Genomic DNA, 20944 nt, shown 5'->3' on the forward strand with positions numbered 1-20944 from the left:
TCTATTATTTCAAGTAACTTTATAAGGCCCCTTTTTGGTGTAATAATACTTTTTTTGACTTTAGTTACTGCTCCACTTATTTTTGGAACAGAAGTTGTAAAAACACTTGGAACAAAGATAATTCCTATAGATTATATTACAACTTCAATGTTGTATGGGACAATTGTTGCTACCATGGTATGGGTGATGTTTGCGCAAAAAATCCGCTATCCAGTTAGTATCTCTTATACTTTTGTTGGTGCTCTTGTTGGCTCTGCATATTCAAAAGGAGTCCATACTTATATAAATAAAAAAGAGGTGTTTCTTGTTTTTGGAGGTCTTATAGCGGCAATTTTTATTTCCTTTTTCATTTCGTTTCTTTTAACTAAGATTTTTAATATAATTATCATCCACTTGAACCCGCAGTCTTTCCCAATTTTTAAAACTTTACAGGTGCTTTCTTCTGTTTTTCTTTTGATGGGTTATGGAGCAAATGATGCTGAGAAGACTTTAAGCTTAGTTTATACTGCAAGTATTATTATGAACACCAACCTAAACATTACACCAAATAATATTATAGTTATACTGCTTTTGTCTTTCCTTTTTATCGTTGGTGTGCTTTTCTTTGGTGCAAATTCTCTACTTACGGCAGGTTTTAGGCTAATGAAGAGCAACCCCAAGGAAACATTTTTAGCACAGAGTATTACGTCTTCTACGGTTTTAACTTTTGCAAAATTTGGACTTCCTGTAAGTTCCACAGAATCACTAAATATGTCGGTTGTTGGGATAGGTGTTGCAGAAAAGCCGTACGCTGTAAAATACAATATTGTAAGAAATCTTGTTTTAACATGGCTTGTTACTGTTCCAATGTCTTTTATCCTCTCATTTTTAATTACAAGATTTTTTGATAAAATATTCTAAAAAGAGGTGATAAGAATGAAAGTATGGGATTCCATATTTAAAAGACCAGATATATTTAAAAATCTTCTTATAAGCCAGTCCAAAAAGACTATTGAAGGTGTTAATATCCTTAATGAATTCATGGGTATAGATGAAGATATTGTAAATAAAGATATTTTGCGGCACAATCTTAAAATGGCAATTAAAAAATGCGAAGCCGAAGGTGATAATTTAAGAAGAGATCTTGTTAATGAGCTCAATAGAAGCTTAATAACACCCATTGATAGGCAGGATATCTATACGCTTTCAAATAACATCGACAATATTCTTGATTACGCATATAACACCATCGAGGAAATGATAATTTATAAACTCTATCCCAATTTTTATTTGAGAAAGATGATTGAGAAGGTCTCAAGAGGGGTGAATCATTTAGGTTATGCCGTTGAAAATATGTTTGGCGACAAAAATCTTGCAAATAGTAATGTAGTCTCTGCAAAAGTTATTGAAAATGAAATTGAGGAAACCTACCACGAAGCACTTGCTGATCTTTTTTCTAAAAATGACTTCCACTATATTTTTAAAATGAGAGAGGTCTTAAGGCATATTAGTAATTCGGCTGATAGAATTTCTGAAGCTGCAGATATTATTGCAAATATTTTGATAAAAGAGGTTTAGCTCTATTGACAAAAATTTGAAATTCATTATAAATAGATATGGCAAATGGGCGGTTAGTTCAGAGGTAGAACGCTTCGTTGACACCGAAGAGGTCAGTGGTTCGATTCCACTATCGCCCACCATTTTTTATTTTAGGAGGGTCATGTGAAAATTACATTAAATGGAAAAGTTTTTGAGCTTAAAGATGGTATGTCTTTAAAAGACATATTCACAGAGTTTAATTTTGATTTAAATAAAATTGTTGCAGGCTTAATTAACGGTGAGCCAAAAGATCTTTCATATATCTTAAATCAGGATGCAGATGTCTTACCAATTTTTATAGACGATGAACTTGGCGAGCAAATCTTAAGACATAGCACTTCTCATATACTTGCACAAGCAGTTTTGCATCTATTCCCCAATGCAAAATATACCATAGGACCTGCAATTGAAAATGGCTTCTACTATGATTTTGATTTGGATGAGTCACTTACAGAAGAAGACCTTTTAAAAATCGAAGAAGAAATGAAAAAGATAGTCAACGAAAAGTTGGAGTTTAAAAGAGTTGAACTACCAAAAGATGAAGCAATTAATATGTTTAAAGATTTAAATCAACCTTATAAAGTTGAGATAATGGAAGAAATTGAGGGCGATACTGTTTCAATTTACAAACAGGGGGATTTTACCGATCTTTGTAGAGGTCCACACATCCCTAATACCTCCTATGCTAAATATTTTAAATTGCTTAGTGTAGCTGGTGCTTATTGGCGTGGCGATGAAAAAAATAAGATGCTTCAGAGAGTTTACGGCACAGCTTTTGCCTCTTCTGAACGTTTAAATAACTACCTTAACTTTTTAGAAGAAGCAAAGAAGAGAGATCACAGAAAATTAGGAAAAGATCTTGATTTGTTTAGTATTCAAGAAGAGATTGGACCAGGTCTTATTTTGTGGCATCCTAAGGGAGCGATGATTAGGAAAATCATTGAAGATTTTTGGAGAGATGAACATATCAAGCGAAATTACTATTTTGTGTATACACCGCATATTGCAAGAGTTGAACTATGGAAGATATCTGGTCATTGGGATTTTTACAGAGAAAACATGTTTTCTCCAATGGAAGTTGATAAAGGCTCATATATGGTTAAACCAATGAATTGCCCCTTCCATATTGCAATTTATAAATCAAAAACGAGAAGTTATAGAGATCTACCTCTTAGATTTGCAGAACTTGGCACAGTTTACCGATATGAAAGAGCAGGTGTTTTACATGGCTTGCTGAGAGTAAGAGGTTTTACTCAAGATGATGCTCATCTTTTTGTGCAACCAGAAAAACTTGAAGAGGAAATTATCGGTGTTGTGGAATTTGCAAAATACATGATTGAAACTTTTGGCTTTAAGAATTATAATATTTATCTTTCTACACGTCCTGAGAAGTTTGTGGGTTCTCTTGAAAATTGGGATCTTGCAACAAACGCCTTAAGAGTTGCTCTTGAGAAATTAAATATGCCTTACAAGGTTGATCCTGGGGAAGGCGTTTTCTACGGTCCAAAAATTGACATTAAACTTGTAGATGCAATAGGAAGAGAATGGCAAGGACCAACAATTCAAGTTGATTTTAACCTTCCAGAACGTTTTGATGTAACTTATATTGGAGAAGATGGCAAAGAGCATAGACCTATCATGATACATAGGGTTGTTCTTGGATCGATGGAAAGATTTTTTGGCACTCTAATCGAGCAGTATGCAGGTGCTTTTCCTTTATGGATTGCTCCAGTCCAGGTAAGGCTTATCCCTATTGCAGATAGGCATATTGAATATGCAAAAAGTGTCCAAGAAAAACTCCTATTAAATAACATCCGTGCAGAGGTTGATGAACGAGCAGAAAAAATGAATGCAAAAATAAGAGATGCAGAGGCTGAAAAGGTGCCTTTCATACTTGTCGTTGGTGATAAGGAAGTTGCAAACGGAAGTGTATCCGTAAGAAAAAGAAAATCAGGCGATCTTGGGGCAATGGCTTTAGAGGAGTTTATCAGAAAAATTTTAGATGAGATAAAAAAAAGAGTAAATGAGTAGGTTATTAATAACCTAAAATCATTACCTTCACACTGATATAGGCCGTGTCTCAAAACATAGTTTGTAATTAAAGAGCGGATTTAGTTGATGTGAACATGTTAATATTTTTATTCATAGATAAACTGATTCAGGATGAGATCGCACAAAAACCTTTGATCTGAAACAAGTAATTTCACTCTGAATCATGTAAGTGTGAATTCTTTTCAGGATTATTTCAAGGTCACTATAACAAAGAAATGCAACTTGTGTAAGCAACCAGGGAAAGGAGAGTTTTTCACTTCTCAATTGAAACGTTATTTATTCGTTTATCTGTAGGTGGTTACATAAAATTTATGCTTTTCAAGAAAAGTTATAATGAAAGTTTGGAGAATCGTGAAGAAAGGATAGAAAAGTATTCTCACATAAATATGTTTCCAAAAAGAATTGTGCTTTACAACAAGGAAAAGTGTCAATATAATTTAAGTAGAAGTTTAAACTTCATTTAAAGGAGGTGAGTATTGTGAAAAAGATTACCATTCTTTTTGTAATTATCATGCTAATTGGAGAATTGCTTGCAGGATGCGGAGGGATAAAACCATCTACTGTTACCGTAGCAGTTGTTGATGAAAATGGTAATCCTATTGCATCTACTAATCTCACGATGGGAAAGTATTCAGAAAAGACAGGAAACGATGGTAAGTATGTATTTAAGGGTGTTGAAGCTGGAAATTACACACTAAAAGTAACAAAAGAAGGCTATGGAGATGTAAGCGAAGATATCACCGTAGATAAAGGAGAAGATAAGAGTCTTACTATTACTCTGAGAAAATTAGAACAAGCTGAAGAACTGAAGGATTATTCAGCATTGAAGAGTTATAAAGCTGTAATGGAATTAAATGCAAAGGACTCAAGTAGAAATAGTAAGTTGGTTGTTGAACAAGAAAATTATGGTAATTCGCAACATATTATTGGATATGATGAAAACGGTAACAAACAATTTGAAATGTATCTTGTAGGTGATAAAGCAAAAGTATTTACTGGTGGGAATTGGATGGAACTTCCTGCTACTCAAGTAAGCTCTTTTACTGCAGAATACTTGCTTACTTTCGAAACTATGGTAAAGGAAGTAGAAATTAGGTATAACGGGTGGGTGAAGACACCCAACGGGAATACATTGTATAATGTAAGTAAAATTGGAACAGAAACTGTAAACGGCTATTCTACTACAAACTACAATTTATCTAAAGAAGAAACTTCAGAAAGTGGAAAGACAGTAATAACATCTGATATATGGATAATCAATAAAGGTGAATACAAAAACTATATGACACGCATGGTTGCTACTTCAAGCATCTCAGGAGAAGAGACAGATGTATTAACAATTAATATAACTGATTTTGGCAAAGATATGGGGATTAATATGCCGTAATGATCCATACTACATTTGTAGATGGGGCGACTACGAAAAACTTGGAATTAAATGATTTCGATAAAAAAATCATATAATAGGAGGCTAATAGGACTGAGTTAGAAGAAGCATTAAAGAATTTAGAGATTAGTGAAAACGACAGGGAGAACATGAAGAAACTTCTTCCTGTAATCGAAACTTATAGGTATGAAATTATAGATGAAGTAGTTAAAGTGCTTTCTAAAGATCCTGAGGAGATAAAAACTCTTTAGAGAACTAATTTTCCTATTTCTATGGCAAAAGATTTGTGGTTTTACTGGTTTAAAGACCTTGTGTTTTTTGGAATTTGATGAAGAGCCGGGGAGAAAACTTTTTAAAATTGAATTGGTTTATATGGATAATGATTTCAAAGAAACTCTTGTAATTGATACTACACTTTTATTTTTAATGAAAATTTTAGACAAACTTTTATCTCTTAAATTAGATAATTTCACAGAGTTGTCTAAGTCTGCAACAAAAGTGCTTTCACTTTCCCTTGCAATGATGATTTATTCATATAGAAAAGAGCTTCTTGGTTCTTTCCTTTAGTTTACAGGGATGAGTGAAGTGCTGTTTAAAAGACAAGTAAAGATAAAAGGAAAACGTTGTTTAAAGGAAAAAGGCATACAGTAGGGCTTTAGAGTTATTTTGAAGAATTTATTAAAGACATTATTTTTATAAAAGAAATATGGCATATCTCCAAAGAATAGTTTTGTAGAGTATCTTGAAAATAAAGAAATCATTTTTGAAGGCGATTTTTCATGCAAAATGGAAAATTAAATGGGGAAGGAAATTGATTGAAACCCAGAATAGATTTTTATGGAAGGCAGATTTAATTTCGAATAGATTTTTGATGAGGTAATTAGGCAACTTGCAAATTTGTGTAAAATCAGTATAATTGAGTTGGAAATTTTATAAAAAAGGGATTTGCCCCTACCTTAAGCGGCCGAGAGCTTGCGAAGAGGTTTTGAGAGTTAATAATTTATTATTAAGCGGTAGCCTCTCGGCTACCTATATTTATTTTATGGAGGTGAGGTATTAATAGTAAAGAAGTTATTGCAAACGAGAGCATTCGTTTAAAGGAATTGCGTCTTATTGATGAAAATGGCGCACAGGTTGGGATTATGAGTTCAAGAGAAGCTTTGAACATCGCAAGAGAAAAAGGTTTGGATTTAATTCTAATTGCGCCGAATGCAAACCCCCCTGTATGTAAAATTGCTGATATTGGAAAGTATCTTTATGAACAGACAAAGAAAGAAAAAGAAGCAAAAAAGAAACAAGTTAAAATTGAAGTTAAGAATATGAGGTATAGGCTAAAGATCGATACAAACGACCTTGCTATTAAAAATAAAAAAGTAAGAGAGTTTTTAGAAGACGGAAATAGAGTAAATATTGAAATTTGGTTCCGAGGTAGAGAAATGGCGTTTACTGACCAAGGTTTTGAACTTGCCAATAAAATAATTGACGCTCTTTCTAATGTTGCTATTGTATCATCTACCCCAAAGATGAATGGCAAAAACCTTGTTTTTTCTCTTGAACCAAATAAAGAAGTGTTGAAAAAATTAAGGGAAAGGAGAGAAAAAAATGAAAAACAAAATCAGATCAAGCAAAGGAGCTCTGAAGAGGTTTAAGGTAACAGGAACAGGTAAACTTGTTGCCTATGGGGCAAATCACAGCCACCACCTTGAAAAGAAATCATCAAGAAGGAAGAAGAGACTAAATGGGCTTCATGTAATTTCAAAAACTGAATTGAAGAATATTTTTGGAGTAGCGCCTTATTTAAAAAAATAGAAAGAAGGGAAGTGATACAATATGAGAGTTAAAGCTGGTGTAGTCACAAGACGAAAACATAAAAAAATCCTCAAATTGGCAGAAGGATACAGAGGGGCTGCATCAAGGAGATTTAAAGTTGCAAATGAAGCAGTAATGCATGCCTTAAAGTATTCCTACATCCACAGAAGAGAAAGAAAAAGAGAATTTAGAAGTTTATGGATTACTCGTATAAATGCACTTGCAAGGCAGTATGGTCTTTCTTATAGTAGATTTATGAACGGTCTTAAACTTGCAAATATCGATATTGATAGAAAGATGCTTGCTTCTCTTGCAGTAGAAGATCTTAAAGCATTTGAAGAATTGGTTAATAAAGCAAAAGAAGCAATCTCAAAAGAACAATCTAAGTGATTATTTACGAATTATTTAAAGGTAAGGGGCAAACGCCCCTTTTTTTATTTAAGAAAGTTTCTTTTTTCAAGAGCCTTAATCGATAAAAAGCCTAACAATGTATCAATTGCGCCTTTTAAAATGTTAAAGGGTATGTTAATATAAAGTATATATCTCCAAGTTTCTTCTTTACTCCAATTCGGCATAAATTGTGGAATTGCCCATAGATTTGCTGGAATCATTACAAGAACCAAAGCAACAGTTCCTAAAATCAAACCAAGTAGAAGTGTTGTTGTGGTTTTCTTCTTTAAAGTAATTAATCCTAAAACAAGTGTAAAGGTACCTAAGGCAATAAAATTCATAAACACACCAATTGGACCACCCTGACCTGCACCACTTATGAAGAATAGTAAATCTTTAACTAATGTAGTTAATACGCCAATAAGAGGACCAAAGAAATAACTTGCAATGAGTAAAGGAACATCACCTAAATCTGTTTTAAGGAAACTTGCTTGTGGTAAAAGGGGAAACTCTATAAATCTCATCAGAACAAAACTTAATGCAGACAAAATACCTGCATAGATAAAAACTCTTAATCTTTTTGTGTTCATTAATTACAACCTCCTTCCATCCAGACTTTACTGTCGGCCTGGGAATTTCACCCAATCTGCAGTGCTTTTGCACTCTTCGTGGGCTTAAAGCGTTTTGCCTATCACCACCGATCAGGAATTATTACCTTTATTTGTTAGGTAACTCACCTTGCCCTGGAGCATGTTGATTATAACTAATTTTGAAAAATCTTCCAAATTAGTTATATTTGATTGTATGGATTTGATAGATGCAGTTGCCTTAAATTATTATAGATTTTTTAAACCAAGTGAGGTGAAGTCATTTTTAGAGGAATTTGAAAAAGGGAATTTTGACTTTGAACTTCCAAAAGATTTACGGGAAGTTGGTTTTAAAGAACTTGAAAAAGCAGAAAAATCTAAAGTAAGAATTATTCCGTTTTTTGATGAAACATTTCCTAAAAGTCTTAAAGTAATAAAAGAAAAGCCAATTTTACTTTATGTAAAAGGGCATTTTACTGGTTTTAAAGATGAAAGTTTTGGGATAGTCGGTTCAAGAAAAAGCACCCCCTACGGTGAAGGTATTGCTTATAAAGTTTCTTCTGAACTATCACAATTAGGTATTACGGTTGTTTCTGGACTTGCCTATGGTATTGATAGTCAAGCCCACCGTGGAGCACTTGATAATGGGGGTAACACAATTGCAGTGCTTGGGAATGGAGCACTTGTTGTGTATCCAAGAGGAAATTTGTCTTTATATAGAAGAATAGAAGAGGTTTCTTTTTTAATTTCTGAATTTCCCCTTGAAACTAAACCAGCGCAGTATAATTTCCCTTTTAGAAATAGACTTATAAGTGGGCTAAGTGCTGGAGTATTAGTTGTCGAGGCAACAGAAAAGAGTGGTTCACTTATTACTGCATCTTATGCAATAGAGCAAGGAAAAGAAGTTTTTGCTGTTCCGCAAAATATTACCAACCCTACAAGCCGCGGGACAAATGCCCTTATAAAAGATGGTGCTATACCATTTTTAGATGTTAAAGATATATTAGAAAATGTTAGAATTTTTAATAAATTTCTTTTACAGTATAATAGAGATTTGCCGTTTGATGAGGATAAAGAAATGTTAGAAAAGATATACGATGGAGATACTTTTGATACTCTAAAAGAAAAATTTCAAATGGATGAAAAAGAACTCATCTCAAAACTAACACTACTTGAGGTAAAAGGGCTTTTAAAAAAAATGGGGGGAAGGTATTTTAAGGTATGAAAGTTTTGGTAATAGGTGGTGGGCTTGCTGGAAGTGAAGCTGCACTCCAAATTGCAAAAAGAGGCATTGAAGTTTACCTGTATGAAATGAGGCCTAAAAAATTCACTGAGGCCCATAAGACTGATAACTTTGCAGAACTTGTATGCAGTAATTCTTTAGGCTCTCTTGAATTAGAAGATGCCCGTGGACTTTTAAAATACGAAGGCTTATTACTTGGCTCTCATCTTTTAAATGTTGCTAAAGAAACAAGTGTTCCGGCAGGAAAGGCACTTGCAGTAGATAGGGTGCTATTCTCAAAGCGAATAACAGAACTTATTTTAAGCAATCCAAAAATTCATGTTGTAAGAGAAGAGGTATTAGATTTTGATAGAAACGATATTGTGCTAATAGCAACTGGTCCTTTAACGTCTCAAAATTTTTTGAATTATTTAAAGAACATATTCCAAGATAATCTTTTCTTTTACGATGCTATTTCTCCAGTTGTTACAAGAGAATCTCTTAACTTAGATAAAATGTTTTTTGGTGGGCGATATGAACAATCAAGTGATTATTTAAATGCCTATCTTACAGAAGAGCAGTATAAACTATTACAAAAAGAACTTTCTTTAGGTAAGCAACATTTACCACACGATTTTGATAGAGTGTTTTTTGAGGCTTGTCTTCCCATAGAAGAAATTGCAAAAAGAGGTTTTGATTCGCTTAGATTTGGACCTTTAACGCCTAAAGGTTTTTCTCAAGATTATTATGCTGTAGTCCAGTTAAGGAGGGAAGATAAAGATGGCAACCTTTTTGAACTTGTTGGCTTTCAAACAGCACTTACCTACCAAGAACAAAAGAGGATATTTTCTCTTATTCCAGGTTTTGAAAATGCAGAATTCGTTCGGTATGGGAGTATTCATAAAAATGCTTATTTTCGCTCAAACAGGATTTTAAACTTAGACCTTTCGTCGAAGCAGTTTCCAAATGTGTTTTTTGCAGGCCAAATTACAGGAAGTGAAGGTTATGGTGAGGCAATTTTAACTGGTCTTGTAAGTGGAATTAACATTGCAAGGTTTTATTCAGGCAAAAAACCACTGATTTTTCCAAAAAATACCATGATTGGTAGTCTCATACATTTTATTGTTGAAAATGACCTTGATAACCCGCAACCTATGAGAGCAAATTTTGGTTTAATCCCAAAAGATTACTTTTCTATAAAGAAAACCTTGAGGAAGCAAAAGTTTATTGAAGATTCAACTAATGCGATTAAACAGCTATTGGATTCCTTATGAAAAAAATTGAAGCGTTAAAATCTCTGTATAAGATGTTTTCTCCGTGTGAACTCTGCCCGCTTGATTGTAGGGTTAATAGATTGAAAGAAGAAGTTGGTGTTTGTAATTCAGGTTTGTTAGTGAAGATATCAAATGCAGTTCTCTACAAAGGAGAAGAACCCCCTCTTACCTATAAGAATGGTTCTGGAGCGATTTTTTTTAGCAATTGCAGTTTGAAGTGCGTTTATTGTCAAAATTACCAATTTAGTCAACTTGGGGCAGGAAGAATAATTTCTGTTAGAGGATTAGCTTCTACCATGCTAGATTTGGAGAGCAAAGGAGCAGCAAATATAAATTTTATAACAGCTACTCACTATGCGCCACAAGCAATGGCGTCTTTACAAATAGCAAGAGAACGTGGTCTTAAAATACCTGCTGTGTGGAATACCGTTGGATACGAGAAAAAGGAAGTTATAGAACTTTTAAATGAATTTATCGACATTTACCTTCCAGATCTACGATATGTAAATAATGAGGATGGAGTTAAGTTTTCTTTTGTTGAAAATTATTTTGATATAACGCTTGAAGCTTTGAAGACAATGGTAAAATCAAAGCCTATAAAGTTTGATGCTTTGGGACGGCTTAAACAAGGTGTGATTGTAAGATATTTAGTATTCCCAAACAAATTAAATGACCTTAGAATTGCCCTGCGGATTTTGAAAGAAAATTTTGGCGATGAGATTTTTATTTCTGTTATGACTCAATACGTGCCTGTCTACAGAGCAAAAAATTATGAAGAGCTTTCAAGATCACTTACTAAAGAAGAAATTACCGAAGTAAAAAAGATTGTGAAAGTTGCAAAAATAAGGCATGGATGGGTTCAGTATGGTTAGTTGTTAATAAAATGTTTATAGATCTTTCACAAAAGTGGTAAAATAGTCCAAAATGTTATTCCGACCATGAAACAAGTTCAAGGTGTTTTGGCTTGGGTTTTCTGAGGTGAAGCCCCGCCGTCATTCTGCAATATTATCCTTGCGTAAGTAAGTGCGAAGCCGAAGGATCCCATGCCATGCTGTAATTCTTACGAGGTGCCTTTTGCCGAGGAAGAATCTCATTCTTTTGTGTTTTTCAGTATTCGGGGGAGTCTTGAGGTGGTCCTGTTTACCCTCTTAAAAAGTAGATCCTTCGCTATAACTCAAAAAGACATTAATTGTTTCAGGATAGAGGTCTTATGAGGGACCTTGTTTAAACTTCTTGCAATCCATAAAAAATTTTGTATAATATATGCTCTAAGTAATTGGAAAAGGAAGTGATAAGTATGAAAATAGGTTTTTTTGGTGGAGTAAGAGAAATCGGAGGCAACATAATCCTTCTTGAGTCAAATGGAGTGGCCATAGTTTTTGATTTTGGAAGAAAATTTGCTACTTCTGAAGTTTATTTCAACCATACTACTAAAGGACGTGAAGAGATAGGTTATCAAGATTATGTAGATTTAGGAGAGCTTCCTCCGTTTAGAGGCTTTTATAAAGAAGAGTTGCCAAATTCAAAGTCATTACCATTTGAAATTGCCGGGATTTTCTTTTCGCATGCCCACCTTGACCATATTGGGAGAATTTGTGATCTAAATCCAAATTTGGATAAATACATGACAAAAGGGACTCATGCAGTGTTAAATTATTTTGTGGATAAGAGTATTTTGCCTTGTAAACCCCAAGGTATTCAATTGATGGATGGCTCTTCTATTAAAATTGGTGATTTTAGTATCACTCCTTATTTTATCGACCATGATGTACCGGGTGCGGTTGCGTATTTAATAGAAACACCCAAAGGCCTCGTTGTTTATACTGGCGATATTTATTTTAAAGGGCCAAAGAGCAATCTTTCTTATGAATTTGTAAAATATGTGAAATCTTTAAAGCCGTTTATACTTATAAACGAAGGCACTCGTATAGGTTGGAATGGTATTGTAAGTAATACAGAAGAGGAGCTGAAGAATCAAATTAAAGAAGTTGCAAATGTTTTTGATGGTTTGCTAATTGGAAATGTCTACGAAATTCATCTTTCAAGGATTAAGACATTTTTCGATGTAAGTAAAGAACTTGGAAAGAAGTTTGTAATTCATGAAGATTATGCTCGCACACTTACCGAGTTTGCAAAAATAAATGAACAATTTGCTTTGGAAATTCTAAATTCAGAAAACACCTTTGTTTTTCCAGGTGCATATAAAACCCCGTTATTTTTAAAAGAAAAGGCAATTGATATTGAAACCTTAAGAAAAGAAGAGCAAAATACGATGTTGCTATTAAATTTTGCTCATATACAAGAACTGATTGATATCAAACCTATTAGTAATTCTGCGTATATAATGTCTGGTGGAGAACCTTTAAGTTCCGTTGACCCGGACAATACACGCATTCTTGAAAATTGGCTTAAATTATTCAATTTGCCTTTGTTTAGAATTCATTCACCTGGGCATGCTTCTGAAACAGAAATTTTATGGATGGCAAGAGAAATTAATCCAGACATTCTTCTTCCAATTCATACGCAATTTCCTGAACGTTTTAAAGTAGTTCATAACAATGTGTTAATTTTGGAAAAAGGAGTATTGAATGAGTTTTAAAGTAGTTTTTAATAACGTATTAAATTTTATTAATTTTAAAAAAGTAATATTGACTGAGCTTGAGTAAGTAGTATAATTTTGGTGTAAGATTTTAATTATAATTTTGAAAGGAGGTAATAAATGAAAAAACTAATTGCAGTTATTTCTGTGGTCGTATTACTTCTCAGTTTTGTGCGTATTCAAGCAAATGTGCAAGCTGAGAGTGTAAAAACAATTGTTGTAACAATTGGTAAAACAACAGGAACAATCGATGGAAAATCAACAACTCTTGATCAACCGCCTGTAATAGTTAACGGAAGGACACTTGTGCCTATTAGATTCATTTCTGAAGCATTTGGTGCATCTGTTGATTGGAACGGGACTACTCGTGAGGTGACGATTAAACTTCTAAATAATACTATTGTTTTAAAGATTGATTCACCAACAGCGACAGTAAATGGCTATACTGTGTATCTTGATGCGCCTGCTCAGATTGTAAAGGCAACCGGAAGAACTGTTGTTCCGTTAAGGTTTGTATCTGATTCACTTGGTGCAGATATCTCCTGGAATCCTACTAATAAATCTGTTACTGTAAAATTCTCTCAAGATTGGATTCAGCACCCTCTTGAAATTACTTTCTGGCATGCAATGCAGGCTGCTTTAGGACAATCCTTAACAAAACTAATAGATGAATTTAACGCAACTCATCCAAGGTATAAGATTATACAAACAGCTATCGCAAACTATGGATCTTTACAGCAGAAAACTACAGCAGCAGTTGCTTCAGGACAGCCACCAGTGATAACTCAAGCTTATGAAAACTGGGTTGCAAACTACATGCTTGGTAATCTTTTAACTCCTCTTGAAAAGTTTGTTAAAGATCCCTCCATGGGTCTATCACAGAGTTCAATAAACGATTTCTTCCCAACTATGTGGAAAGATGCCTACATGCCTGATGGGAAACTTTGGATGTTACCTTTCAACAAGAGCGTTGAAGTTATGTATTATAATGTCGATATGCTTAAAGAAGCAGGTTTTGACCATCCTCCAAGAACTTGGAATGAATTTGCAGAAATGGTAAAGGCATTAACAAAACCTGATGGATCACAGTGGGGAGCTTCCTTTGGTGCCGATGTTGACCTTTGGTACTCTTTGGTTCATGCTTGGGGTGGTAGAGTCCTTTCAGGTGATGACTATAGAACTGTTCTTTTTGATAAAGACCCCAATGTTCTTAATGCAGTTTCCTTTATGAACGATCTTTACAAGAACGGGTATATCCATTTTACTACTGGATATAACTATCAAACAGATTTTGGTAATAAAAAGTGCGCATTTATTTTTGCTTCTGTTGCATCTTACACTTACATAAATAAAGCAGTTGGTGGAAAGTTTAATTGGTCTCAATCTCCAATACCTGCAGGGCCAAAAGGACAATTTACTGTGATGTATGGCACAAATATTGTGATGTTTGGTCAAAAGTATAGCGCAGAAGTTCAGCGTGGAGCTTGGGAGTTTATTAAATGGTTTGATGAGCCATATCAAACAGCAAGATGGTCAATTGACACAGGATATCTACCGGTTAAACAGTCTGCTCTTAATCTACCTGTCCTTAAGGAATTTCTTGCTGCACATCCTGAAAGGAAAGCAGGTTTTGATTCACTGAAGTTTGCAATCGTTCAACCACCAACAAAAGAATGGAATATGGCAAGAAGTGATATTGGTGCTGAACTTTCAAAGATATACTTGCAAAAGATTTCACCTGCAGATGGTATAAAAGAACTTGGACAAAAATTAAGATCATACATTCACCCATAGTTTTGTAGATACCTTTATATGAAATAAAGCCCTGCGAAAGCAGGGCTTTTAAGTTTTATGGGAGTTTTATGGGACTTTTACTAAAACTGTGACAAGAGCAACTGCTCCAACACCTTCTCCAACAAAACCCATTTTCTCGTTAGTTTTTCCTTTTAAGTTTATTCTTTCTTTGTCTATTTCTAATATGTGTGATAAATTTTCTTTTATGGCTTCAACAAAAGGAGCAATTTTTGGTTTTTCAAGGATTACCACAGCGTCAATATTTACGATATCTACCATTCTTTCTTTGAGAGTTTTTACTACTATTTTTAATAATTCGGTGCTTCTTTTGTTTTTAAAATCATCACTTTCTTCAGGAAATAGCCTACCTATATCTTTGAATGCAATTGCACCAAGTAGTGCATCTATTAGGGCATGAATTAAAATATCTCCGTCTGTGTTACTTTGTAAACCGTATTCGCTTGGTATTTCAACGCCCCCAAGAAAAAGTTTTCTTCCTTTTTCAAATCTGTGGGAGTCATAACCTAAGCCAACTCTTGTTTCCATTTTAATAAGATCACCTCCGCCAACATTAAATCGAATGGTGTTGTTAATTTAATGTTTTCAAATATTCCGTGGATTGTTTTTATTTTGATTCCTTTTTTCTCAAAAAGTATTGATTCATCAAATATTTCCTCGTTTATTTCAAATGTTTTGTATAGAGATATAAGGTCGTCTCTATAAAAGCCTTCAGGTGTTTGCACTTCAAAGAGTTTGTTTCTATCAAGAGTTTTGCAAACAAAACCATCTTCAACTTCTTTTATCGTTTGTCTTACAGGTATAATAGGAACAACGCACGGGAAATTTTCTAAACTCTCTAAAACTTTTTTAACTAATTCTTTTGTAATAAATGGCCTTGCTCCATCGTGGATGAGTAAATTTTTATATTTAGCTGCCATTACGCCGTTTTTTACTGATTCTGCCCGATAAGAACCACCTTTGGTTAAAATAAGTTTTTTGTATTTTTCTTTCAATTCTTCTCCAAAAGTATAGTTATTGTCGTTTAATACAAGGATAATTTCTTTTATTTCTTCGATACTTTCAAAAATTTCAATTGAATACTCTACAATAAACTTGTTGTGTATCTTTAAGAAATTCTTATCGATGTAGTTTGCTCTTGTTGATTTTCCTGCAGCAACTACTATTGCACTTCCTTCCATTAAAAGATAATCTCCTTAGCTTCTCCTATGCTTGAGACAAAATAAATATTTATACCATTCTGTTTTTTGATTTTGTTTTCAAAGAATTTTGGAATTATAAAGTTTTTAAAGCCTAAATTTATTCCCTGTTTTACAATTCTTTCAACTCCTACGGTTGGCCTTACCTCTCCAGAAAGGCCTAATTCTCCCAACACGACAAGTAATTCTCCTAATTTTTTTTCAAAGAATGAGGAAAGTATAGCAAGTGAAAACGCAAGATCATTTGCTCTGTCATCGGGTTTTAAGCCTCCTACAATATTTACATAGATATCGAATGTTCCTAATCTCACTTTAAGCCTCTTTTCAAGGATTGCAATAAGTAGCATCAGTCTATTGTAATCTATGCCCGTTGCAACCCTTCTTGGAATGGGGAAAATCGTAGGTGTTACAAGTGCTTGAACTTCAAAAAATATAGGCAGAGTCCCCTCAAGAGAGGCGCTTACTACAGAGCCTTCTTTAAGCGTTGAATCTGATATAAATTCAAGAGAAGGGTTTTTAATTTCTATTAGTCCTTCTTCGCTCATTTCAAAAAATCCAACTTCATTTGTTGTGCCAAACCTATTTTTTACTGCTCTAAGCATCCTTGTAATATCGTTTCTAGAGCCGTCAAGGTAGAATACACCATCAACCATGTGCTCTATCGTTTTTGGTCCTGCAAGATTTCCTTCTTTTGTAACGTGTCCTATGAGTATTACGGGAATGTTATGCTTTTTTGCAATCTCAATAAGAATACGCGTGCATTCTTTAACTTGGTTAATGTTTCCTTGGGCACCTTCAATATTTTTGGTATACATTGTTTGAATTGAGTCAATGACAAGCAATTTAGGTTTTCTTGAGAGAGTAATTTCTTTTATGATATCTAAATCGTATTCTGTAAGAAGTTCGATGTTCTTATTTTGTATTTTCAATCGGTCTGCTCTCATTGAAATTTGAGTTGAAGATTCTTCGCCAGAAACATACAAAACATTTTTATCTTTGGAAACTGCATCAAGGACTTTAAGGATAAGCGTTGATTTACCTATCCCAGGTTCTCCTCCTATGAGAATTACAGATCCTTTTACTATACCACCGCCAAGAACTCTGTCAAATTCCTCTATGCCTGTTTTTATGCGTTCGAAAAGATCAGTTTTACTCTCTTCTAATGTAGAAATATTTGTTTCGGAGTTATGTGGAATATTATTTTCAATTTTAACAAAAGAATTCCAACTTCCACACTCAGGGCATCGTCCTAATTTTATAGGGGATTTGTATCCGCACACAGAGCAGATATAATCTTCACTCTTCTTCTTTTCTTTCATTAACTTCTTTCTTTTTAAGTTGAGGGAATAAAATAACTTCTCTTATTGAATCTTGACCTGTGATAATCATTACAAGTCTGTCTATGCCGATCCCAAGACCTCCTGTTGGAGGTAAGCCGTATTCCATAGCCTCTACGTAATCAATATCCATTTCCTGAGCTTCTACGTCCCCTTTTTTCTTTGCTTCCATCTGTTCATAGAAGCGTTCGTATTGGTCTTGAGGGTCGTTTAATTCCGAGAAGGCATTAGCAATTTCTAACCCTCCAATAAAGAGCTCAAATCTGTCCGTAAGATGTGGATCGTTTGGGGTCCTTTTTGCAAGAGGAGAAATTTCAATTGGGAATTCATAAACGAATGTTGGTTGGATAAAGTTTTTTTCAACTTTTTTATCAAAGACTTCATTTATGATATTTGCGGAAGTTTCTGGTTTGTCCATTTTAATTTCAAGTTTATTCAAAATTTCTTTTGCCGTTGATAGATTTCTTAATTCTTCAAGAGTTACTCCTGCAAATTCTTTTAGTGCATCGGTGTATTTTATTCTTCTAAATGGCGGAGTGAAATCAACTTCATAACCCATAAAATTTGTTTTAGGAGAGTTGTTTACATAAACTGCAGTTTCGTAAAGCGTTCGTTCAACAAGGTCCATTACGTCGGTATAATCTGCATAAGCCCAATACGCCTCAAGCATTGTAAATTCAGGGTTATGTCTGGTTGAAATACCTTCGTTTCTAAAATTTCTGTTGATTTCATAAACTTTTTCAAAACCACCTACAATTAGTCTTTTTAGGTAAAGTTCTGGGGCTATTCTTAAATACATCTCTTGGTCGAGGGCATTGTAATAAGTTACAAAAGGTCTTGCAGAAGCACCACCTGCTATTGGCTGAAGCATTGGTGTTTCTACTTCTAAAAAGCCTTCTCTGTCAAAAATATCTCTTATTTTTTTGATAATTTTGCTTCTTTTTACAAACAATTCAAGGACGCTTCTATTCGCAATGAGGTCTAAATATCTTCTTCTGTATCTAAGTTCAGGGTCTTTTAGTCCGTGGTATTTTTCGGGCAATACCTTTATGGCTTTTGTCAATAATGTAAAGTCTTTAACTTCTATTGTTATTTCTCCTGTATGGGTTTTAAATAAGATTCCTTTTACACCAATGAAATCTCCTATATCAATTGCTTTTTTGAAAAAGTTATATTTTTCTTCTCCTAAATTGTCTAATCTGAAGTAAAGTTGGATATCACCGTAAAAATCTCTAATGGTAATAAAGCTTGCCTTTCCATGGCCTCTTATTGCAATGATCCTTCCTTTTGTTTCTACTTCGACATTTTGTAATTCTTCGAAATGCTCTTTTAGATAAAGATTATTGTATTTAGTAACGGATCTTTTTCCATAAGGGTCAATACCAGTAGCTTTAAGGTAATTAACAAGTTCAAGCCTTTTAGCTTCTACTTCATTTAAATTTGGAAGTTCCATCCTAATCTCCCTTTAATATTTTTAAAATTTTATAGCGAACTATTCCTTTAGGTATTTTTATTTCAACGATTTCATTTACTTTATGCCCCAATAAACCACTTCCTACAGGAGAAGTTGACGAAATTCTTCCGTTATCTGGGTCTGACTCGGTAGGACCTACGATATAGTAAGTATAAACTTTACCAGTTTCCATGTTTTTAATTTCAACTTTGCAACCAATATTAACTTTACTAGTTTCCACAGAATCTTCATCGATTATTTCTGCTTTAGAAAGGATTGCCTCAAGTTCAGCAATTCTACTTTCATTAAAAGCTTGTTCTTGCTTTGCTGCATCGTATTCTGAATTTTCAGAAAGATCACCAAAAGTAATTGCCTGTTTTATCCTTTCTGAAATTTCTTGTCTTTTAGTTGTTCTTCTTTCTTCGAGTTCTTTCTTTAGTTCTTCGTAACCTTTCTTCGAAATTTGAATTTTACCATCCATTGTATCTTCTTGCATAATTTCCTCCTATGCATTGTCCATTAGTTTATCTACAAAATTTAATTTTCTACTTCTAAGTGTCTTATAATTATATCTAATTTTTCTTTTTCTTGGATATTAATTTTACTAATTTCCATAAAAAAGTTAAAAACTTGCTCTTCAAAAACTGAAGATAAGGAAAACTAATTTCTAAAGTAGTTTATAGATTGTTGGTAACAAATTCATATATACTAAATAGCCCTTTTGTTGTAAGCATCTGGTCGTAAATATTTATTCTCTTAGATATGCCTTGCATTAAATGGGATATTCCACCAGTTGCTATAACTACAGCAGGTTCGTTTAGTTCTGTTTCTATTAGTTCTACCATTCTATCAACCATTCCACCAAATCCGTTTATTATGCCCGATTGCATTTCTTCTACAGTATTTTTGCCGATAAAAGATTTTGGCTGCTTTAGCTCAATTCTTGGTAGTTGCGCTGTTCTTCTAAATAGTTCTATTGAAGCAGGTAGGATCCCGATTGTTATTGGTCCCCCAATAAATCTTCTGTCTTTTGTTATTACAGAGAAAGTTGTTGCAGTGCCAAAATCTACTACAATAACATTTTCATTAGGAAAAGTTTTACTACCTTCAAAAATATTACAGATTCTATCTGCGCCAACAAGTTTTGGCGCGTCAACGTCAAACTTTATATCAATAGGAAGTTCAGAAGACACTATCAAAGGGTCTTTTTTACACATTTTTCTTGAAACAGCCCTAAAGACCGGAACGAGCGGTGGCACAACTGATGAAATTGAAAAAGCTTCGATATCTTTGTTGAGTTTTTCTTCGTTAATGAACTGTGATATTATGAGGCGGTATTCATCAGATGTTCTCCCGCTATCAGTAGCTAACCTTAAGGTTTCTTTGAGGGAATGATTCTCAAAAAAACCGAACACTATGTTTGTATTTCCAACATCTATTGTTATAATCATTTTGTCCTCCCAATTTTTAAATTTTATCAAAAAAATAAATTTTGGTATAATATTTCCATAAAAGTAAGGAAGGTAAAATGAAGAGGCAAATAAAAGAAGATATTGCACTAATTGGTAAAAGACTTTATGAACATGAATTAAATGGTAGTTATGGAGGTAATTTTTCTGTAAGAGATGGTGATTACATTTACATAACTCCTACAGGTGTGCCAAAAGACCTACTTGAATATTCGGATATCCTCGTTATTAATTTTTCAGGAGAGATTATTGAGGGTGAGCGTAAACCAACTTCAGAAATGTTATTCCACATCAAGATTTACAAGGTAAGGGAAGATGTAAATGCGATCATCCATGCTCATCCACCTTTTGCAACGGGGTTTGCTATCGCGCACTATCCTATTCCTATAAATATCCATGAAGAATCGTCTTTAATTTTAGGAGATGTGCCTGTTGTCCCGTATGAATTAACTGCCTCTATGGATCTTGCTGAAAACATTGGAAGATTGGTAAAAGACCACAACGCTTTACTTCTTGCTAATCATGGTGCTTTAACAGTTGGCGAAGATTTGGAGAGAGCCTTTAGAAGAATGGAAGAACTTGAGAATATCTGTAAGATGCTTACCGTTGCTCAACTTCTTGGTGGTCCAAAACATATACCTGACGACAAACTTACGCAACTTATGGAGTTAAAGAAAAAAAGAGGATTATAAATAGAATATTGGATTTTCCTTAATATTGTATAGCGGCTGTTTAATTAGTTAACTGCAAATTTTTATCTTACTTTTATGGATAAA

The 20944-nt window shown here is 33.9% G+C and carries 21 protein-coding genes, 1 tRNA gene and 1 riboswitch; of the genes, 15 read left to right on the forward strand and 7 right to left on the reverse strand.

The window, feature by feature from the left end; all coding sequences use genetic code 11:
• The 9 genes from K6343_04365 to rplT all read left to right on the forward strand — a co-directional run.
• Positions 1–900: inorganic phosphate transporter (locus K6343_04365; protein MEF3245199.1), on the forward strand; the 900-nt coding region annotated here is incomplete at its 5' end.
• Positions 901–915: 15 nt separating this feature from the next.
• Positions 916–1557, forward strand: coding sequence for a DUF47 family protein (locus K6343_04370; GenBank protein ID MEF3245200.1), 642 nt, complete (start codon positions 916–918; stop codon positions 1555–1557).
• A gap of 47 nt (positions 1558–1604) precedes the next feature.
• Positions 1605–1679, forward strand: a tRNA-Val gene (locus tag K6343_04375).
• 22 nt (positions 1680–1701) lie between these two features.
• A complete protein-coding gene (gene thrS / locus K6343_04380; GenBank protein MEF3245201.1) occupies positions 1702–3609 on the forward strand; it encodes a threonine--tRNA ligase in 1908 nt (635 codons plus the stop codon).
• 499 nt (positions 3610–4108) lie between these two features.
• A complete protein-coding gene (locus K6343_04385; protein ID MEF3245202.1) occupies positions 4109–5017 on the forward strand; it encodes a carboxypeptidase-like regulatory domain-containing protein in 909 nt (302 codons plus the stop codon).
• Positions 5018–5389: 372 nt separating this feature from the next.
• On the forward strand, positions 5390–5584 hold the full coding sequence (locus K6343_04390; protein MEF3245203.1) for a hypothetical protein: 195 nt from the start codon (positions 5390–5392) through the stop codon (positions 5582–5584).
• 536 nt (positions 5585–6120) lie between these two features.
• On the forward strand, positions 6121–6666 hold the full coding sequence (gene infC / locus K6343_04395) for a translation initiation factor IF-3 (protein ID MEF3245204.1): 546 nt from the start codon (positions 6121–6123) through the stop codon (positions 6664–6666).
• A complete protein-coding gene (gene rpmI, locus K6343_04400) occupies positions 6620–6826 on the forward strand; it encodes a 50S ribosomal protein L35 (GenBank protein MEF3245205.1) in 207 nt (68 codons plus the stop codon). Before infC ends, rpmI begins: the two co-directional genes overlap by 47 nt.
• A 21-nt stretch (positions 6827–6847) precedes the next feature.
• Complete coding sequence (gene rplT, locus K6343_04405) at positions 6848–7216, forward strand: 50S ribosomal protein L20 (GenBank protein ID MEF3245206.1); 369 nt, start codon at positions 6848–6850, stop codon at positions 7214–7216.
• Positions 7217–7260: 44 nt separating this feature from the next.
• Here rplT and K6343_04410 read toward each other — a convergent pair whose 3' ends face one another.
• Complete coding sequence (locus tag K6343_04410; GenBank protein MEF3245207.1) at positions 7261–7806, reverse strand: ECF transporter S component; 546 nt, start codon at positions 7804–7806, stop codon at positions 7261–7263.
• A gap of 4 nt (positions 7807–7810) precedes the next feature.
• Positions 7811–7971: riboswitch (FMN riboswitch) on the reverse strand.
• Here K6343_04410 and dprA point away from each other — a divergent pair.
• The 5 genes from dprA to K6343_04435 all read left to right on the forward strand — a co-directional run bounded on the left by dprA (position 7967) and on the right by K6343_04435 (position 14692).
• A complete protein-coding gene (gene dprA, locus K6343_04415) occupies positions 7967–9028 on the forward strand; it encodes a DNA-processing protein DprA (GenBank protein ID MEF3245208.1) in 1062 nt (353 codons plus the stop codon). It overlaps the preceding riboswitch by 5 nt.
• Positions 9025–10299, forward strand: coding sequence for a methylenetetrahydrofolate--tRNA-(uracil(54)-C(5))-methyltransferase (FADH(2)-oxidizing) TrmFO (trmFO, locus tag K6343_04420; protein ID MEF3245209.1), 1275 nt, complete (start codon positions 9025–9027; stop codon positions 10297–10299). Before dprA ends, trmFO begins: the two co-directional genes overlap by 4 nt.
• Positions 10296–11171: a radical SAM protein gene (locus K6343_04425; GenBank protein MEF3245210.1), complete on the forward strand. Its 876-nt coding sequence runs from the start codon at positions 10296–10298 to the stop codon at positions 11169–11171. Before trmFO ends, K6343_04425 begins: the two co-directional genes overlap by 4 nt.
• Before the next feature lie 425 nt (positions 11172–11596).
• The gene (locus K6343_04430) at positions 11597–12898 is read left to right on the forward strand and encodes an MBL fold metallo-hydrolase (GenBank protein MEF3245211.1); all 1302 of its coding nucleotides are present in this window, start codon (positions 11597–11599) and stop codon (positions 12896–12898) included.
• Positions 12899–13018: 120 nt separating this feature from the next.
• Entirely contained in the window at positions 13019–14692 is a 1674-nt protein-coding gene (locus K6343_04435) for an extracellular solute-binding protein (protein MEF3245212.1), read from the forward strand.
• A 66-nt stretch (positions 14693–14758) separates the two neighbouring features.
• Here K6343_04435 and ispF read toward each other — a convergent pair whose 3' ends face one another.
• The 6 genes from ispF to K6343_04465 form a co-directional block, all read right to left on the reverse strand.
• A complete protein-coding gene (gene ispF, locus K6343_04440) occupies positions 14759–15238 on the reverse strand; it encodes a 2-C-methyl-D-erythritol 2,4-cyclodiphosphate synthase (GenBank protein ID MEF3245213.1) in 480 nt (159 codons plus the stop codon).
• Complete coding sequence (gene ispD, locus K6343_04445; GenBank protein ID MEF3245214.1) at positions 15217–15891, reverse strand: 2-C-methyl-D-erythritol 4-phosphate cytidylyltransferase; 675 nt, start codon at positions 15889–15891, stop codon at positions 15217–15219. Before ispD ends, ispF begins: the two co-directional genes overlap by 22 nt.
• Positions 15891–17228, reverse strand: coding sequence for a DNA repair protein RadA (radA, locus tag K6343_04450; GenBank protein MEF3245215.1), 1338 nt, complete (start codon positions 17226–17228; stop codon positions 15891–15893). The genes ispD and radA overlap by 1 nt, the downstream gene beginning before the upstream one ends.
• The gene (lysS, locus tag K6343_04455) at positions 17206–18699 is read right to left on the reverse strand and encodes a lysine--tRNA ligase (protein ID MEF3245216.1); all 1494 of its coding nucleotides are present in this window, start codon (positions 18697–18699) and stop codon (positions 17206–17208) included. The genes radA and lysS overlap by 23 nt, the downstream gene beginning before the upstream one ends.
• A gap of 1 nt (position 18700) precedes the next feature.
• The gene (gene greA, locus K6343_04460; protein MEF3245217.1) at positions 18701–19195 is read right to left on the reverse strand and encodes a transcription elongation factor GreA; all 495 of its coding nucleotides are present in this window, start codon (positions 19193–19195) and stop codon (positions 18701–18703) included.
• A gap of 181 nt (positions 19196–19376) precedes the next feature.
• Entirely contained in the window at positions 19377–20150 is a 774-nt protein-coding gene (locus K6343_04465; GenBank protein MEF3245218.1) for a type III pantothenate kinase, read from the reverse strand.
• A gap of 77 nt (positions 20151–20227) precedes the next feature.
• Here K6343_04465 and K6343_04470 point away from each other — a divergent pair, with 77 nt between their 5' ends.
• Complete coding sequence (locus K6343_04470; protein ID MEF3245219.1) at positions 20228–20860, forward strand: class II aldolase/adducin family protein; 633 nt, start codon at positions 20228–20230, stop codon at positions 20858–20860.
• The last annotated feature ends 84 nt before the right edge of the window (positions 20861–20944 follow it).

Source organism: Caldisericaceae bacterium (assembly GCA_036574215.1).
Lineage (GTDB): Bacteria > Caldisericota > Caldisericia > Caldisericales > Caldisericaceae > Caldisericum.

Bases quoted from the DNA above. Each gene is read 5' to 3' on its own strand.
- K6343_04470 (MEF3245219.1), top strand. From the start codon at position 20,228: ATGAAGAGGCAAATAAAAGAAGATATTGCACTAATTGGTAAAAGACTT.
- dprA (MEF3245208.1), top strand. From the start codon at position 7,967: ATGTTGATTATAACTAATTTTGAAAAATCTTCCAAATTAGTTATATTT.
- K6343_04430 (MEF3245211.1), top strand. From the start codon at position 11,597: ATGAAAATAGGTTTTTTTGGTGGAGTAAGAGAAATCGGAGGCAACATA.
- rpmI (MEF3245205.1), top strand. From the start codon at position 6,620: ATGAAAAACAAAATCAGATCAAGCAAAGGAGCTCTGAAGAGGTTTAAG.
- trmFO (MEF3245209.1), top strand. From the start codon at position 9,025: ATGAAAGTTTTGGTAATAGGTGGTGGGCTTGCTGGAAGTGAAGCTGCA.
- lysS (MEF3245216.1), bottom strand. From the start codon at position 18,699: ATGGAACTTCCAAATTTAAATGAAGTAGAAGCTAAAAGGCTTGAACTT.
- K6343_04425 (MEF3245210.1), top strand. From the start codon at position 10,296: ATGAAAAAAATTGAAGCGTTAAAATCTCTGTATAAGATGTTTTCTCCG.
- K6343_04435 (MEF3245212.1), top strand. From the start codon at position 13,019: ATGAAAAAACTAATTGCAGTTATTTCTGTGGTCGTATTACTTCTCAGT.
- K6343_04410 (MEF3245207.1), bottom strand. From the start codon at position 7,806: ATGAACACAAAAAGATTAAGAGTTTTTATCTATGCAGGTATTTTGTCT.
- K6343_04390 (MEF3245203.1), top strand. From the start codon at position 5,390: ATGGATAATGATTTCAAAGAAACTCTTGTAATTGATACTACACTTTTA.
- greA (MEF3245217.1), bottom strand. From the start codon at position 19,195: ATGCAAGAAGATACAATGGATGGTAAAATTCAAATTTCGAAGAAAGGT.
- K6343_04370 (MEF3245200.1), top strand. From the start codon at position 916: ATGAAAGTATGGGATTCCATATTTAAAAGACCAGATATATTTAAAAAT.
- ispD (MEF3245214.1), bottom strand. From the start codon at position 15,891: ATGGAAGGAAGTGCAATAGTAGTTGCTGCAGGAAAATCAACAAGAGCA.
- radA (MEF3245215.1), bottom strand. From the start codon at position 17,228: ATGAAAGAAAAGAAGAAGAGTGAAGATTATATCTGCTCTGTGTGCGGA.
- ispF (MEF3245213.1), bottom strand. From the start codon at position 15,238: ATGGAAACAAGAGTTGGCTTAGGTTATGACTCCCACAGATTTGAAAAA.
- K6343_04465 (MEF3245218.1), bottom strand. From the start codon at position 20,150: ATGATTATAACAATAGATGTTGGAAATACAAACATAGTGTTCGGTTTT.
- rplT (MEF3245206.1), top strand. From the start codon at position 6,848: ATGAGAGTTAAAGCTGGTGTAGTCACAAGACGAAAACATAAAAAAATC.